Below are 15873 nucleotides of genomic sequence, written 5' to 3' on the forward strand. Positions count from 1 at the left end.
AGCACGAAAAACGGCCGCGCCGCTGGCAACTTTTCTGCCGCCATTGGGTAATTTTCAACCAAATAAAAGACTTAGATAAAAACGCTTAAAATCAGCAACATACCTCTAAATGGGTATATAAAGCCGCAGTTGATGTACGTCAATAAGCGCCAGAAACAGCGCGCTAAGGTAGGCGCAGATCCCGCAAATTTTGAGGCAAGCATGAGCAAGCACAGTGTCGTTATTATTGGCAACGGCATGGTTGGCCACCGCTTTATCGAAGAACTGATCGACAAAGCCGCCCCTGAGCAGTTCGCGATAACCGTTTTCTGTGAAGAGCCCCGCGTCGCCTATGACCGCGTCCATCTCTCCGCCTATTTTTCCCACCACACCGCCGAAGAACTCTCACTGGTGCGCGAAGGCTACTACGAAAAGCATCAGGTCAATCTGCTGCTCGGCGAGCGCGCCATTACCCTCAACCGTGAGGAAAAGCTGATTCACTCCAACACCGGTCGTGCGGTGCATTACGACACGCTGATTCTGGCCACCGGTTCTTATCCGTGGATCCCGCCGATCGCCGGCGCGGAGGGCAGCGACTGCTTTGTCTATCGCACCATCGAAGATCTCAACGCCATTGAAGCCTGCGCGCGCCGCAGCAAACGCGGTGCGGTGATTGGCGGCGGTCTGCTCGGACTGGAAGCGGCGGGCGCGCTGAAAAATCTCGGCATTGAAACGCACGTGATTGAGTTTGCGCCGGTGCTGATGGCGGAACAACTGGATACGCAGGGCGGCGAACAGCTGCGGCGTAAGATCGAACAGATGGGCGTGCAGGTCCATACCGGCAAAAATACCCGGCAGATTGTGCATCACGCTAAGGGCGGTAAAACGCTGGAGTTCGCCGATGGCAGCGCGCTCGACGTCGACTTCATCGTGTTCTCCACCGGCATTCGTCCGCAGGATAAGCTGGCGCAACAATGCGGCCTGGCGCTCGGCCAGCGCGGTGGCGTTGCCATCAACGATCGCTGCCAGACCAGCGATGCGGCGATCTACGCGATTGGGGAATGCGCCGCCTGGCAGGATCGGATTTACGGTCTGGTGGCGCCGGGCTACAAAATGGCGCAGGTCGCCAGCGATGCGCTGGTCGGGCGTGACAGCGTCTTTGCCGGTGCCGATATGAGCGCCAAACTCAAGCTGCTGGGCGTGGACGTCGGCGGCATTGGCGATGCGCACGGCCGCACGCCGGGCGCGCGCAGTTACATCTGGCTCGATGAACAGCAGCACGTGTATAAGCGCCTGATCGTCAGCGAAGACAACAAAACTCTGCTCGGCGCGGTGCTGGTGGGCGACACCAGCGACTACGGCAATCTGCTGCAGCTGGCGCTCAATCACATCCCCTTACCGGAAAACCCGGCGCTGCTGATTCTGCCGGCGGGCAGCGGCGAAAAACCGGCGCTGGGCGTCGATTCGCTGCCGGACAGCGCGCAAATCTGCTCCTGCTTTGACGTCAGCAAAGGCGATATCGTTAACGCGGTGCAGGCGGGTTGCCACACCGTGGCGGCGCTGAAAGCCGAAACCCGCGCCGGTACCGGCTGCGGCGGCTGCATCCCGTTGATTACGCAAGTGCTGAACGCTGAGCTGAGCCGTCAGGGCATCGAAGTCAATCATCACCTGTGCGAGCATTTCGCCTATTCGCGCCAGGAGCTGTATCACCTGATCCGCGTGGAGGAGATCAAGTCGTTTGACGCGCTGCTGGCGAAGTATGGCCAGGGTTACGGCTGTGAAGTGTGTAAACCGACCGTCGGATCGCTGCTGGCCTCCTGCTGGAACGAATACATCCTCAAGCCGCAGCACACGCCGCTACAGGACAGCAACGATCTCTATCTCGGCAACATCCAGAAAGATGGCACCTACTCGGTGATTCCGCGCACCGCCGGCGGTGAAATCACGCCGCAGGGGCTGATGACGCTGGGCGAAGTGGCGCGGCAGTACAACCTTTACACCAAAATCACCGGCTCACAGCGCATCGGCCTGTTTGGGGCGCAGCGCGACGACCTGCCGGCCATCTGGTCACAACTTATTGCCGCCGGCTTTGAAACCGGACAGGCTTATGCCAAAGCGCTGCGCATGGCGAAAACCTGCGTCGGCAGCAGTTGGTGCCGCTATGGCGTTGGCGACAGCCTCGGCTTCGGCATTGAGCTGGAAAACCGCTACAAAGGCATCCGCACGCCGCACAAGATGAAGTTTGGCGTCTCTGGCTGTACCCGTGAATGCGCCGAAGCGCAGGGCAAAGATGTCGGCGTCATCGCCACCGAAAAAGGCTGGAACCTGTACGTGTGCGGCAACGGCGGCATGAAACCGCGCCACGCCGATCTGCTGGCGGCTGACCTCGACCGCGACACGCTGCTGCAGTATCTCGACCGCTTCATGATGTTTTACATCCGCACCGGCGACCGCCTGCAGCGCACTTCGCTGTGGCTGGAGAGCTTGGACGGCGGCATCGACTATCTGCGCAGCGTGATTATCGACGACCGGCTCGGCCTTAACGCGCAGCTGGAGCAGGAGCTGACGCGTCTGCGCGCTGACGTCCGCTGTGAATGGACCGCCACGGTTAACGACCCGCAGCAGCAGGCGCACTTTGCCACGTTTATTAACAGCCCGCAGCGCGACCCGCTGGTGCAGCACGTCAGTGAACGCGAGCAGCATCGCCCGGCGCGTCCGGCGGAGCGCATCGCGATTACCCTGATCGAGGAGGCTGACGCATGAGCCAGTGGTACACCGTGTGTGAACTCACACAAATCCTGCCCGCTACCGGCGTGTGCGCGCTGGTTAACGGCCAGCAGATCGCCATCTTTCGCCCGCGCGACGATGCGCAGCTGTACGCTCTGAGCAACATCGACCCGTTTGCTGAAGCCAGCGTGTTATCGCGCGGCCTGATCGCCGAACACCAGCACACGCTGTGGGTCGCCAGCCCACTGAAAAAACAGCGTTTTCGCCTGAGCGATGGCGTTTGTCTGGAAGATGAAAGCCGCTCGGTGGCGAGCTATGCGGTGCGCGTCAGCAACGGCCAGGTCGAAGTCTGCGCCTGACAGAATTCCTTCACTTTATGAGACGTCACTATGTTTTCTGACACCCTGAACACCTGCGCCGCCAATGCGGCGCGCATTGTACGCACCGCGCAGCACAGCCCGCTGGCCTTCTGGATTGGATCGGCGATGGCCGGCGCTTACGTTGGCCTGGCGATCATCCTGATCTTCACCCTCGGTAATCTGGCGGACCCGGCATATCGTCCACTGCTGATGGGCGCCACCTTCGGTATTGCCCTGACGCTGGTCATCATCGCCGGTTCCGAGCTATTTACCGGTCATACCATGTTCCTCACCGTGGGCGTCAAAGCCGGCACCATCAGCCACGGCCAGATGTGGTGCGTGCTGCCGCAAACCTGGCTGGGTAACCTGATCGGCTCAGTGTTTGTCGCCCTGCTCTACTACTACGCCGCTGGTGCGCTGCTGCCGAACGCCGGCTCGCTGATCCACAGCGTAGCGCTGGCAAAAACCACGCAGACGGCGATGGCGCTGTTCTTTAAAGGCGCGCTGTGCAACTGGCTGGTGTGTCTGGCGATCTGGATGGCAGTGCGCAGCGAAGGGGCCGCGAAGTTCATCGCTATCTGGTGGTGCCTGCTGGCGTTTATCGCCTCCGGTTACGAGCACTCCATCGCCAACATGACGGTATTTGCGCTGTCGTGGTTTGGCCAGCACAGCGCCGACCTGACGCTGCGCGGCATCGGCCACAACCTGCTGTGGGTGACGCTCGGCAATATGTTCTCTGGCATGGTGCTGATGGGCCTCGGCTACTGGTATGCCACGCCGCAGGCGCAGCGCCCGCAGACGCAAGCCCAGGCTTCGCCGCTGAAATCGGTATAATCCCTTCCACAGCCCGCACCGTGCGGGCTTTTTTTCAGGATTCGTTATGGATTACTTTCCGCTGTTTTGTCGGCTGCAAGGCAAGCGTTGTTTACTGGTTGGCGCAGGCGATGTGGCTGAACGCAAAGCGCGTTTGCTGCTGGAAGCCGGCGCAGAGCTGTACGTCGGCGCGCGGGATTTTTCCCCGGCGTTTCAGCTGTGGGCTCAACAGGGAAAAGTGACGTTACTGCACGGCGCCTTTGCCGATGACTGGCTGGATGAATGCTGGCTGGCGATTGCGGCTACCAACGATGATGCCGTCAATCAGCAGGTGGCTGACGCCGCCGAACAGCGCCGCCTCTTCTGTAACCTGGTGGATGCGCCGCAGCAGGCCAGCGCCATTATGCCGTCGATCGTCGACCGCTCGCCGCTGATGATCGCCGTCTCTTCCGGAGGCCGCGCGCCGGTGCTGGCGCGTCTGCTGCGTGAGAAGCTGGAGGCAATGCTGCCCCAGCATCTCGGCGAACTGGCTGCGCTGGCGGGCTCACTGCGCGAGCGAGTGAAGCAGCATTTTAGCGCCATGGCGCCACGCCGCGCCTTCTGGGAGCGCTTCTTTGCCAGCGATCGGCTGGCCCAAACGCTGGCCAACGGCGATCGGGCACGCGCTGCCGCGCAGGTCGATGCCTTGTTTGCGGCGCCGCTGACGCAGCAGGGCGAAGTCGTGCTGGTCGGCGCCGGGCCGGGCGATGCCGGTCTGCTGACGCTGAAAGGGTTGCAGGCTATCCAGCAGGCTGATGTGGTGGTGTATGACCGGCTGGTGTCGGAGCCGATTCTTAATCTGGTGCGGCGCGATGCCGAACGCCTCTTCGTGGGTAAGCAGGCGGGCCATCACTGCGTGCCGCAGGAACAAATCAACCAGCTGCTGCTGGAGCAGGCGCAGCGCGGCAAGCGTGTGGTGCGCCTCAAAGGCGGCGATCCCTTTATTTTTGGCCGCGGCGGCGAAGAGCTGGAGGTGCTGGCGCAGCATAACATCCCGTTCAGCGTGGTGCCGGGCATCACCGCCGCCTCCGGCTGTGCCGCCTACAGCGGTATTCCCCTCACCCACCGCGACCATGCCCAGAGCGTGCGCTTCGTCACCGGCCATCTGCAGCAGCACGGCGAAATGGAGTGGGGCAAACTGGCGGCGGAGCAGCAGACGCTGGTGTTTTATATGGGCCTCAGCCAGGCGGCCGACATTCAGCAGCAGCTGTTACGGCACGGGATGGACGCAGCGATGCCGGTGGCTATCGTGCAGCACGGCACCACGCCGCAGCAGCGCGTCGCCTGCGCCACGCTGCAGGAGCTGGCGACCCTGGCACAGCAGTTTGCCAGTCCGGCGCTGATCATTGTGGGCCGCGTGGTCAGCCTGCGCACGCAGCTGCGCTGGTTCTGATGCGGTAAAATACTGTACAGCGCTGCGCTTTGCCGCCAGACTGAGCAGCCAAATCAATCACAAGGAGTTTCCATGCGCATTATTTCTCTGGCCGCGGCGCTGCTGATGCCGCTGAGCGTGGCGGTGAGTGCCGCCCCGGTAACGTGGTCATCGGTCACGGGCGAATGGCAGGTGGTTGCCGTGACGCCGAAAAAGGAGAACGGCCAGATTTACATCAAAAACGATCCGCAGTTTATGGGCGCGCGCGTGGCGTTTAAACCCAATGCGATTAGCTGGACGCGCGGCACTGCCGAACGCGCCATTAATCCGGCGACCGACAATTGCCAGGGCAAACCGCGCCTGAGCGCCGCCAGCGGGGCCGGACAGGATCGTGATTTCAGCTTTCGCTATGGCTTCAACGTGCACTGTGGCAATCAGGCGTGGGGACCGGCACCGGGCGCGGTACTGAGCGTGCTGGCCGACGGCAATGCGCGGCTATTCTGGGATGGCGCAGAGCTGACGCTGCATCGGGTGAAGTAAAGCCTGCGGGGCGCGTTGTGCCGCGCCCCGGCAAACCGGCTTATGGCTGCGCCACGAAGCCTACGGCGTCATACACTTTCTTCAGCGTTTCCTGGGCATGCGCACGGGCTTTCGCTGCGCCATCACGCATCACCTGGTTGAGGAACGCTTCGTCATTGCGGAAGCGGTGATAACGCTCCTGCAGCTCAGTCAGCATCTCAGACACAGCATCAGCCACCGCACCTTTCAGGTGACCATACATTTTACCTTCGAACTCCTGCTCCAGCTGCGCAATCGGCTTACCGGTCACGCCGGACAGAATGTCCAGCAGGTTTGACACACCCGCTTTCTCTTTGATGTCGTAACGCACTACCGGCGGCTCTTCCGAGTCGGTCACTGCGCGCTTGATCTTCTTCACCACCGATTTGGTGTCTTCCAGCAGACCAATCACGTTGTTACGGTTATCATCGGATTTCGACATCTTCTTCGTCGGCTCCAGCAGTGACATCACGCGCGCGCCGGACTTCGGAATAAACGGCTCAGGAATTTTAAACACGTCGCCGTACAGGGCATTGAAGCGCGCGGCGATATCGCGGCTCAGCTCAAGGTGCTGCTTCTGATCTTCGCCGACCGGCACCTGGTTAGTCTGATACAGCAGAATATCGGCCGCCATCAGCACCGGATAATCGAACAGGCCGGCGTTAATGTTCTCTTCGTAACGTGCCGATTTGTCCTTGAACTGCGTCATGCGGCTCAGTTCGCCGAAGTAGGCGTAGCAGTTCAGTACCCAGCTCAGCTGGGCGTGCTCCGGTACGTGCGACTGCACGAAGATAGTGCTTTTTTCCGGATCGATACCGCAGGCAAGATACAGCGCCAGCGTATCCAGCGTGGCTTTGCGCAGCGCGGCCGGGTCCTGACGAACGGTGATGGCGTGCAGATCGACGATGCAGTAAATGCAGTGGAAATCATCCTGCATCTGCACCCACTGACGCAGCGCACCCATGTAGTTGCCAATGGTCAGTTCACCGGAAGGCTGGGCGCCGCTGAAAACGATGGGTTTGCTCATGTTATGTCCTGATAATCACAGCCCGAGAACGGGCAAAAGTTCGCTAAAAGTATCGAGAGTTAAATCGGGCTGGCTGGTGGCAATCGGCTCACCGTAGTTGTAGCCGAAGGTCATCGCAACGTTTGGCACGCCCGCCGCCTGGGCAGCGAGAATATCATTGCGCGAATCACCGACAAACAGCAATTGTCCTGGAAGCACGCCGAAACGGCCGAGAACGAGGAAAATCGCCGCCGGATGTGGTTTTTTCACCACCACATCGTCGCCGCCGATGATCAGAGAAAAGTAGTCGGCAATGCCGAGCGACTGCAGCAGCGGAGCAACAAACGGTGTGGGTTTGTTGGTGACGATGGCCAGCGGCAGACCGCTGGCATGCAGCGCAGCCAGCGTCTCCTGCACCTGTGGAAACAGCGTACTGCCGGCTTCCACCGTTGCGGCGTAATGTTTGTCGAACAGCGCACGCGCGTCGCGCTGCTCGTCGGCCTGTGGCTCACGGCCCAGCGCCCAGCTGAGCGCCCGCGCCATCATGATGTCCGCACCGTTGCCAATCCAGGTCGAGACGCGCTCAACGCCCGCGGGCGGCAGCTGCAAATCGGCCAGCGCCAGATCGATCGCCTGTGCCAGGCCTGGCGCGCTGTGCACCAGCGTGCCATCGAGATCGAACGCCAGCGCGCGGATATCAGTGAAATGAGCCATTAACTTTCTCCAGTTCGCTGCGCATCTCATCGATCACCTTCTTGTAATCCGGATGACCGAAGATCGCCGAGCCGGCAACAAACATATCAGCCCCGGCCGCCGCGATCTGACCGATGTTATCGATTTTCACGCCGCCATCCACTTCCAGACGGATTTGATAACCGCTCTGGTCAATGCGACGACGCGCTTCGCGCAGTTTATCCAGCGTGCCCGGAATAAAGGACTGGCCGCCGAAGCCTGGGTTGACCGACATCAGCAGAATGATGTCGAGCTTATCCATCACATAATCGAGATAGCTGAGCGGCGTTGCCGGATTGAACACCAGACCGGCTTTACAGCCGTGCTCTTTGATCAGCTGCAGCGTACGGTCAACGTGCTCGCTGGCTTCGGGATGGAAAGTAATGAAGCTGGCACCCGCTTTGGCAAATTCCGGAATCAGCGCATCGACCGGTTTGACCATCAGATGCACATCGATGGGCGCGGTGATGCCGTAATCGCGCAGCGCTTTCAGCACCATTGGCCCCATGGTCAGATTGGGAACATAGTGGTTATCCATCACATCGAAATGCACCACGTCGCCACCGGCTTCCAGCGCTTTAGCGGTATCTTCGCCCAGGCGTGCAAAATCAGCGGCAAGGATTGATGGGGCCAGTAAAAATTGTTTCATCCGAATCTCCCAATTTTGTGCGCCAGCCGGAGCTGGCGTGATGCGTTGGTCGCGGACGAAACAGGCTAGCGGAAAAGCGCCAGCAGTTCGTCAACCTGAGTGCGACCACTTATGCTTCGGCTGATGGAACGCCGGGCTTTAACTACGTGTAAATCCGCATGCTGATACCACTCGCGCGTCAGCAGGGTATCGTGGTTTGAAATCAGTACCGGGATGCGGCTCTCCTGCGCCAGCTTACTGGCCAGTTCCGCCAGATGCTGCTGCTCGCGCAGGCTAAAGCTGTTGGTGTGGTAAGCGGTAAAATTAGCCGTCGCCGACAGCGGCGCGTACGGCGGATCGCAATAAACCACTGAGCCTGCAGGGGCGTTGCCCAGAGTAACATCGTACGATTCACAGACAAAGGTGGCTTTTTGCGCGCGCTCGGCGAACCATAACAGTTCGGCTTCCGGGAAGTACGGCTTACGATAGCGACCAAAGGGCACATTAAATTCACCGCGCAGGTTGTAACGGCACAGGCCGTTGTAACCGTGGCGGTTGAGATAAAGAAACAGCACGGCGCGCTGATAGGTATCCGTGCTGGCGTTGAACGCCGTACGCTGGGCGTAATAGGTTTCCGCCGTATTGCCGCTGGCGCTGAACAGCTGGCGCGCGTCTTCAATAAACGAGGCGGTGCGCGTTTTGACGATATTGTAGAGATTGATCAGATCACCGTTGATGTCCGCCAGGTGATAACGGTCATAATCGGTGTTGAGGAATACGGAACCGGCGCCGACAAAAGGTTCGATTAAACAATCACCTTGTGGCAGATGACGACGGATATCGTCAAGCAGCGGGTATTTCCCTCCGGCCCATTTCAGGAAAGCGCGATTTTTCTTCATGCTGTCGTGGCTATTACATCTTAATTATTGGCTGTGGCGAAACCGACAGCAGATCTGCGCTTAGAACGGGGCCGCAGCAACGCGGCCCCACATCACTTACTGGCTCTCTTTCTTCACCTGGCTGAGCGGTTTAACCCATGGGTTCGCCGCACGCACTTCCGCCGGCAGTGAAGCTACTGCACGTTTGGCTTCGGCCGGTGTGGCATAAGCGCCGCTCACCAGCACGTACCACGGCTGGCCGTTACGCGTGGTTTTATACACGTGATAACCGCTCAGATTCTGTTTCTTCGCCCAGGCGTTCAGGCTCGCTTCTTTCGACGCACCGCTCAGCTGCAGCGTGTAGTTGCCGCCCGATGGCAGCGACTTGCTGGCACCGCCACTGCTGGCCGGCGCGCTGTTGTGCGCGGTGGTGGTGTGCGTTTTGTTCTCTTTCACTGCGGCCGGTTTGCTGGCAGCCGGGGTTTTGTGGCTGCTGCCGCTGCTGGCACCGAGGCTGCGCGGTGGCGTCTCAGCGCGTACCGCCGGCGGCGTGACCGCTTTGCCGGCGCTGCCGCTGACCGTTGCCGGTGCGGTAGGCAGCGAACTGTTGCCCTGTGCGCCCTGCGCCGCGGCATCAACGGAACCCTGCTGATTATTCAGCGCGGTATTGAGATCGCCCGGCAGCGTTACGCGTTGCTGGTTGGCCGGTGTGTCAACCGGTGCTGCCTGAGTCGGCGTGGAGGAGACAGACGGCATGGAGATTGGCTGACCGTCACTGCCAGCGGGTGCGGCGTTACCGGCGGTATTCTGCGGCGCACTGCCCTCAGCCGACGGCGTGGCATTCTGCTGGCCGCTCATGGCGGTTGAACCTGACAGGTCGATATTCTTTTCACTACCGCCGCCAGCCGGTGCCGCGCTACCGGTGCTGGCGCTGTTGCTGGCCGGTTTCTTCTCGTCCGGGCCGGTCAGCGCGGAGCCAATGCCCAGCACCAGAATCAGCAGCACCAGAATGCCGATGCCCATCATCATATGCTGACGGGAAACCGGTACTTTCGCTTTCGGCGCAGAAGACGATTTGCGAGGCCGCGTGGGACGGCGGTCACTGGCGTCAGGTTTTAACTCGTCTTCCGGTTTGAACTCATCCATTTAGCCTCCTCCGTAAAACGGCACGCTTCCCACGTGCCGCATCACTGCTCACTGTTCCCCCGCCGGACAGCAGCCCGACGTAGTCCGGGGATAATCAAGATACTTTGCAATCGTTAATCGCAGCCAGCACCATATCATGCGCCACGCCGCCACGCACTTCGGAGCGGCCAATAGCGAGAGGCAGCACCAGACGCAGCTCGCCGCCGAGCACTTTTTTATCGCGCATCATGTGCGGCAGATAGGCTTCTGCCGTCATGCTGGCCGGGCCGTTAACCGGCAGGCCAGCACGCTGCAGCAGCGCAATAATGCGGTCAGTATCGGCCGCACTGAACTGACCCAGACGCTCAGCGGTGCGCGCCGCCATCACCATGCCCGCCGCGACCGCTTCACCGTGCAACCAGTTGCCGTAACCCATATGCGCTTCAATCGCATGGCCAAAGGTATGACCGAGATTGAGCAGCGCACGCAGGCCGGTTTCACGCTCGTCGGCCGCCACCACGTCGGCTTTCAGCTCGCAGCAGCGGCGAATGCAGTAAGCCATGGCGGTGTTATCCAGCGCCAGCAGCGCATCAAGATTCTGCTCCAGCCACTGGAAAAACTCACCGTCGAGAATGATGCCGTATTTGATCACTTCCGCCAGACCGGAGGCCAGCTCGCGCGGCGGCAGCGTGGTGAGGCAGTCGGTATCCACGATCACCGAAGCCGGCTGGTAGAAAGCACCGATCATGTTTTTACCGAGGGGATGGTTCACCGCAGTTTTGCCCCCAACCGAGGAGTCAACCTGCGACAGCAAGGTGGTCGGCACCTGAATAAAGCGTACGCCGCGCTGGTAGCTGGCAGCAGCAAAGCCGGTCAGATCGCCAATCACGCCACCGCCCAGCGCAATCAGCGTGGTGTCACGGCCGTGCGGCTTCTGCAGTAGCGCGGTGAAAACCTCGTCCATCACCGCCAGCGTTTTGTACTGCTCACCGTCGGGCAGAATCACCTGATCCACTTTCACCCCGGCGTTGCTCAGCAGCGTCGCGAGTTTGTCCAGATAGATCGGTGCCAGCGTTTGATTCGTCACCAGCATGGCATTGTCGCCGGCTTTCAGCGGCCAAAAAGAAGCCGGATCGTTAAACAGTCCGGCAGCGATGGTGATGGGGTAACTGCGATCCCCCAGTGAGACAGTGATCTTCTCCATGATGACCGATACCTATTGCTGAGCCCTCAGGGTGCTGGATTAATTTTTTTCCAGCATGTTGATGATCTGATTGGCGACAACTTTTGCACTTTGATCGTCAGTGCGAATGGTGACGTCAGCGATCTCTTCATAAAGCGGATTACGTTCGCCAGCCAGCGCTTCCAGTACTTCGCGCGGCGGTTCGTCAACCTGCAGCAGCGGACGCTTTTTATCACGCTGAGTGCGGGCAAGTTGCTTTTCGATGGTGGTTTCGAGGTAGACGACCACACCGCGGGCGGAGAGACGATTACGGGTTTCACGGGATTTGACGGAGCCGCCACCGGTCGCCAGGACAATGCCCTGTTTCTCGGTCAGCTCGTTGATGATTTTCTCTTCACGATCGCGAAAACCGGCTTCGCCTTCCACATCAAATACCCAGCCTACATCCGCTCCGGTACGTCGCTCAATTTCCTGATCGGAATCGAAAAATTCCATATTGAGTTGCTGAGCTAACTGACGACCAATAGTGCTTTTGCCGGCACCCATCGGCCCAACCAGAAAGATATTGCGTTTCTCTGCCATTTTGTCGGTATTACTAAGAATTCGTTGATGATACCCCGCGTTCAGCACATTGCTGGCGGGACAGGAACTGAGACCTCATGAGCGTTAGCAAGAGTCAGACGGAAAATTATCTCAACACTCATGGCCGTTTGGCAACCGAATAAATTGCCCCCGGCGACCTTCAAACAGGACCGGTCTGTGGTTCGCGAGACGGTAACGCTCTTCCTTTTCTGCCATCCTTGTGCGCGCTACAGGTGCGCTGGCTGGGCCTGTCGCTCCCGACAGCTTACCTGCGTAAACTGTGGAATAGGTGCCGTTGCTGACGTCCTGTACCACCCAAAATTCGGGCATATTTCTTTCGATGTCAGTATCGCTTGTCACTGACACCCGCCGGAAGGTTATCCTGCCGCGTTCCGTTACACCGTTTTAAAATCGCTAAACCTTGTATGCTAATTCCTGCCCTGCGTCAACGCAGTTGGTCATATGGAGCGAATTTTCCGCTTTATCCGGCGGTAAGCGCTGCTTCCCTGACCAGTCGCGGCGTGATGAAGATCACCAGCTCACGTTTTTTGCGCTCGTCGGTCTGCTGACGAAACAGACTGCCGAGCAGCGGCACCTCGCCCAGCCACGGCACGCGCTTTTCGCCCTGGGTGCGCTGCTGCTGGAAAATACCGCCCAGCGCCAGCGTTTCACCGTCGCGCAGCGTCACCTGAGTGGCGATTTCCTGCTTATCGATGCTCAGCACCTGACTTTCCCCCATCGTCAGGCTGCGACCCGGCATGTTCTGGCTCAGCCGCAGCGTGAGCTGAATACGCCCGTTGCCCAATACCACTGGCGTCACCTCCATGCCCAGCACCGCCTCTTTGAACTCAATCGCCGTCGCACCGCTGTTACCGGATTTCACCTCATAGGGAATTTCGGTGCCCTGCTTGATGGTGGCGGTCTGCTGGTGTGAGGTAAACAGCCGCGGGCTGGCGATGATTTCGATCTGGTTCTCCTGCTCCAGCGCACTCAGCTCCAGATTAAGCAGTTCGCCGTTCATCGGTCCGAGCGTGACGCCGGCGCGTATCGCCGGATTGCTCACCGCCAGCGGCACCAGCAGCTGCGGATTGCGCAGCGCCCCGGTGACGACATCGCCGGGTGCGGTGCTCCAGCTGACGCCGAGCTCGCGCAGATGCTCTTCATTGATGGTAACAATGTGCGCTGACAGCTCAACCTGCTCCAGCGGCAGATCCAGCGCCTGCAGCCAGCGCTCGGTATCGCGCAGCGCCTGCGCGCTGTCCCGCAGCAACAGGCTGTTGGTACGGCTATCCACCGTCACGCTGCCGCGCGGCGTCATCAGCGAGCGTTCCGCCTGCAGGCTGCGGTAGACATCGCTGGCGCTGGCGTAGTGCAGCGTGACGGTGCGCTGCTCAAGCGGCGCCTGCAGCTGCTTCTCTTCACGCTCCGCCTGTGCCTGCTGTGCCTGTCGCTGCTGCCAGCTCTCCGGATAGACCAGCAGCACGCCCTCCTCCTGGATCACGGTGAGTTTCGCCAGCCGCGTGACCAGCGCCAGTGCGCGCTCCCAGCCGACGTTATCGAGTCGCAGCGACAGCCGCCCCTCCACGCCCGGCGCGATCAGCAGGTTGGTTTGCTGATAGTCAGCCAGCGCCTGCAGAATGCGCTCGACCGGCGCATCATCAAATACCAGGCTCAGGGGCTGGTCAGCGGCGTGCAGCGGACTGCTCAGCGCCAGCCACAGCAGCAGCATCATCGTTTTCATAAAATCCTCCTTTTATTACCCATGTGATGTGCTGCGGCGGACAGCTCTGCGTGACGCTCAGTACCAGCGTATGTGCACTGAGCTGGGTCACCTGCCACGGTGCCACCGGAAAAGCAGCCGGTGCGCTCAGCCGCTGACGTTTGCCCTGCGGTGAAACCAGCCAGGCCACAAAGTGCGGCGCGCGACCAATGATGCCCTGTAATCGCCAGCCCTGCGGTACGGCAGCGGGCGCCTGACACTGGCTGGCAGCCTGCGGCTGGAACGGATCGCGCGCCAGCGCCCAGCTGCTGCACAGCAGTAACACCAGTGCGCTACTCCGCATCGTCACTCTCCAGCCAGAACTCGCTGTGTAACACGCCCTGCTCCGCCTGCAGCTGAAAACGCTGTGGCACCGCTAATGCCGTCGCAGCCAGCCCGCTGAACAGCGGCAGAAATTGCGGCCAGCTCAGGCGCAGCGCCAGCTGCTGTGGCTGGCTGTCCGGATGCCATGCCTCGAGCAGATTGCCGCGCGCTGCCACCAGTTGCTCTAACGATACGGACGCCGCCGTTGCCGCTGGCTGCAACGTTGCGATCTCCGCCTGGAGCTGTTCGATGGCCGGTCGCGCGTCCAGCTGCTGCTGACGTTGCTGGTGCTGCTGCGCCAGTTGTGACAGCTGCTGTTGCAGCGTGCTGAATTGCTGCTGTTGCGGACGCAGCAGCAGTAGCCACGCCAGCCCGAGTAGCAGCAGCGCCAGCAGTTGCAGGCTGGCTATTCGCCACGTCAGTGCCAGCTGCAGACAGCGCTGGATGAGTTCATTCATCGGTCGCCTCCTGCAGCCGGGCGCGCAGCGCGAAGCGGTAATCCCCCTGCGCCTGACGCTGTACGCTGCCCTGCTTCACCGCCGCAAACAGCGGCTGCGTCTGCAGCTGATGGCGGAACGCGCTGACATCAGCCAGGCTTTGCGCCAGACCGTCCAGCACCAGTTGCCCCTGACGCCGCTCCACGCGACTCAGCCACAGCGTCTCTGGCATCAGTGCGGGCAGTTGCTGCCAGAACTGCTGCCAGCGTTGATGCTGCTGCAGCCGCTGTTGCTGCGCCTGCTGCCTGCGTAACAGATCATCCCGCTGCGCCATCAGCGTTTGCTGTTGCGCCAGCCGCTGCTGTATCTGCTGGAGCTGTATGGTCATATCGGTGTGCTGCCGGGCTGCGTGCTGGAGCCGCTGTTCAGCGCGCCACCACAGCAGCAGCGTGAGTAACAGCGTTACCAGCAGCACGGCAACCAGCAACGCCACACTGTGCTGGCGGCGTAGCAGCAACTGCTGTGCCCGCCACGGGAGCAAATTGACCGCCAGCATCAGTAATCCTCCGGACGCAGCGCCAGGCCTAGCGCAATCACCAGCGCGCCCGCCTCTGCCGGTAGCGGCGGTTGCAGATAGTGCAACAGCGCCAGCGGCTTGCAGCGCTGCACTTCCGCCTCCGGCAACGCCTGCGGTGAGGTGCAGAACACCGCTTGTGCCTGGGGAAAGGTGTCACGCAGATGGGCGAGCGTTAGGGGTTCGGTCGCTGCGCCGCAGGCGCTATTTTCGCCGGCCAGCGTCCACAGCCAGTGGTCGCTGAGCGGATGGATCAGCAGCTGATGCGGGCGCAGCGGAACGCGCATGGCGATCTGCGTCAGTGCCAGACTGCTCAGCTCAAACACGTCGGGGCGCAGTCCGGCCTGCTGCAGCGGCGCCAGCCACTGGGCGATGACGTCGCGGCGCGCGGCGGTGACGTGCAGCTGGCTGGCGCTGCCGCCCAGCCGGTAATCCAGCGACAGCGAAGCGGCTTCGACCGGGAACAGACGTGATGCGGACGCGTTAACGTAGCGGCTGAGCGCCGGCTCGCGCAGTGAGGTTTGCGGCAACGGCAGCGTACGCTGCAGCACCAGCTGCGGCGGCAGGCCAACGCGCAGTGAGTAGCGCCTGGGTAAATGACGTTGCCAGCGCACCAACATCTCCTGTAACACTGGCGAGGTTTGCAACACGCCGTTGCGTAACGTATCGTGCGGCAGCGGCTGCTGCCACCAGTGTCGCAGCTGCCATCCGTGACGGCGTCGTTCAATGCCAAGGGCGCAGAGTTGCCCGTTCTGGATGTCCAGTCCAATTTGCCAGCGCTGAAAAGCCATGCGCGCG

General features: G+C 60.8%; 17 protein-coding genes. 5 read left to right on the forward strand and 12 right to left on the reverse strand.

Annotated elements, in window-relative coordinates:
- The first annotated feature begins 201 nt into the window (after positions 1 to 201).
- The 5 genes from nirB to OXR61_RS20195 all read left to right on the forward strand — a co-directional run bounded on the left by nirB (position 202) and on the right by OXR61_RS20195 (position 5829).
- The gene (gene nirB, locus OXR61_RS20175) at positions 202 to 2742 is read left to right on the forward strand and encodes a nitrite reductase large subunit NirB (RefSeq protein WP_031279688.1); all 2541 of its coding nucleotides are present in this window, start codon (positions 202 to 204) and stop codon (positions 2740 to 2742) included.
- The gene (gene nirD / locus OXR61_RS20180; RefSeq protein ID WP_021507431.1) at positions 2739 to 3065 is read left to right on the forward strand and encodes a nitrite reductase small subunit NirD; all 327 of its coding nucleotides are present in this window, start codon (positions 2739 to 2741) and stop codon (positions 3063 to 3065) included. Before nirB ends, nirD begins: the two co-directional genes overlap by 4 nt.
- Before the next feature lie 30 nt (positions 3066 to 3095).
- Positions 3096 to 3899: a nitrite transporter NirC gene (gene nirC / locus OXR61_RS20185; RefSeq protein ID WP_021507430.1), complete on the forward strand. Its 804-nt coding sequence runs from the start codon at positions 3096 to 3098 to the stop codon at positions 3897 to 3899.
- Between the two features lie 46 nt (positions 3900 to 3945).
- Positions 3946 to 5310: a siroheme synthase CysG gene (cysG, locus tag OXR61_RS20190; protein WP_021507429.1), complete on the forward strand. Its 1365-nt coding sequence runs from the start codon at positions 3946 to 3948 to the stop codon at positions 5308 to 5310.
- Positions 5311 to 5382: 72 nt separating this feature from the next.
- A complete protein-coding gene (locus OXR61_RS20195) occupies positions 5383 to 5829 on the forward strand; it encodes a hypothetical protein (RefSeq protein ID WP_021507428.1) in 447 nt (148 codons plus the stop codon).
- Between the two features lie 40 nt (positions 5830 to 5869).
- On the opposite strand, the gene trpS is transcribed toward OXR61_RS20195, so the two are convergent.
- The 12 genes from trpS to pilM form a co-directional block, all read right to left on the reverse strand.
- On the reverse strand, positions 5870 to 6874 hold the full coding sequence (gene trpS / locus OXR61_RS20200) for a tryptophan--tRNA ligase (RefSeq protein WP_021507427.1): 1005 nt from the start codon (positions 6872 to 6874) through the stop codon (positions 5870 to 5872).
- 15 nt (positions 6875 to 6889) lie between these two features.
- Entirely contained in the window at positions 6890 to 7567 is a 678-nt protein-coding gene (locus OXR61_RS20205; RefSeq protein WP_021507426.1) for a phosphoglycolate phosphatase, read from the reverse strand.
- Positions 7551 to 8234, reverse strand: coding sequence for a ribulose-phosphate 3-epimerase (gene rpe, locus OXR61_RS20210; protein WP_021507425.1), 684 nt, complete (start codon positions 8232 to 8234; stop codon positions 7551 to 7553). Before rpe ends, OXR61_RS20205 begins: the two co-directional genes overlap by 17 nt.
- A gap of 65 nt (positions 8235 to 8299) precedes the next feature.
- Positions 8300 to 9112, reverse strand: a complete 813-nt coding sequence (gene dam / locus OXR61_RS20215) for an adenine-specific DNA-methyltransferase (protein ID WP_021507424.1) — start codon at positions 9110 to 9112, stop codon at positions 8300 to 8302.
- Between the two features lie 96 nt (positions 9113 to 9208).
- A complete protein-coding gene (locus tag OXR61_RS20220; protein WP_021507423.1) occupies positions 9209 to 10237 on the reverse strand; it encodes an SPOR domain-containing protein in 1029 nt (342 codons plus the stop codon).
- A gap of 94 nt (positions 10238 to 10331) precedes the next feature.
- Entirely contained in the window at positions 10332 to 11420 is a 1089-nt protein-coding gene (gene aroB, locus OXR61_RS20225; protein ID WP_021507422.1) for a 3-dehydroquinate synthase, read from the reverse strand.
- A gap of 39 nt (positions 11421 to 11459) precedes the next feature.
- Positions 11460 to 11981: a shikimate kinase AroK gene (aroK, locus tag OXR61_RS20230; protein ID WP_010617392.1), complete on the reverse strand. Its 522-nt coding sequence runs from the start codon at positions 11979 to 11981 to the stop codon at positions 11460 to 11462.
- Between the two features lie 481 nt (positions 11982 to 12462).
- Positions 12463 to 13722 (reverse strand): DNA uptake porin HofQ, encoded by a 1260-nt coding sequence (hofQ, locus tag OXR61_RS20235; RefSeq protein ID WP_021507421.1) that lies wholly within the window; start codon positions 13720 to 13722, stop codon positions 12463 to 12465.
- The gene (locus OXR61_RS20240) at positions 13664 to 14044 is read right to left on the reverse strand and encodes a HofP DNA utilization family protein (RefSeq protein WP_021507420.1); all 381 of its coding nucleotides are present in this window, start codon (positions 14042 to 14044) and stop codon (positions 13664 to 13666) included. The genes hofQ and OXR61_RS20240 overlap by 59 nt, the downstream gene beginning before the upstream one ends.
- Positions 14034 to 14522, reverse strand: a complete 489-nt coding sequence (locus OXR61_RS20245; protein ID WP_021507419.1) for a hypothetical protein — start codon at positions 14520 to 14522, stop codon at positions 14034 to 14036. The genes OXR61_RS20240 and OXR61_RS20245 overlap by 11 nt, the downstream gene beginning before the upstream one ends.
- Entirely contained in the window at positions 14515 to 15057 is a 543-nt protein-coding gene (locus OXR61_RS20250) for a PilN domain-containing protein (RefSeq protein ID WP_021507418.1), read from the reverse strand. The genes OXR61_RS20245 and OXR61_RS20250 overlap by 8 nt, the downstream gene beginning before the upstream one ends.
- Positions 15057 to 15866 carry a pilus assembly protein PilM gene (pilM, locus tag OXR61_RS20255; RefSeq protein WP_021507417.1) on the reverse strand — a complete coding sequence of 270 codons (810 nt, stop codon included), beginning with the start codon at positions 15864 to 15866 and terminating at the stop codon, positions 15057 to 15059. The genes OXR61_RS20250 and pilM overlap by 1 nt, the downstream gene beginning before the upstream one ends.
- Between the last annotated feature and the right edge of the window lie 7 nt (positions 15867 to 15873).

Source organism: Pantoea sp. GM_Pan_4 (assembly GCF_026541005.1).
GTDB lineage: Bacteria > Pseudomonadota > Gammaproteobacteria > Enterobacterales > Enterobacteriaceae > Pantoea > Pantoea dispersa.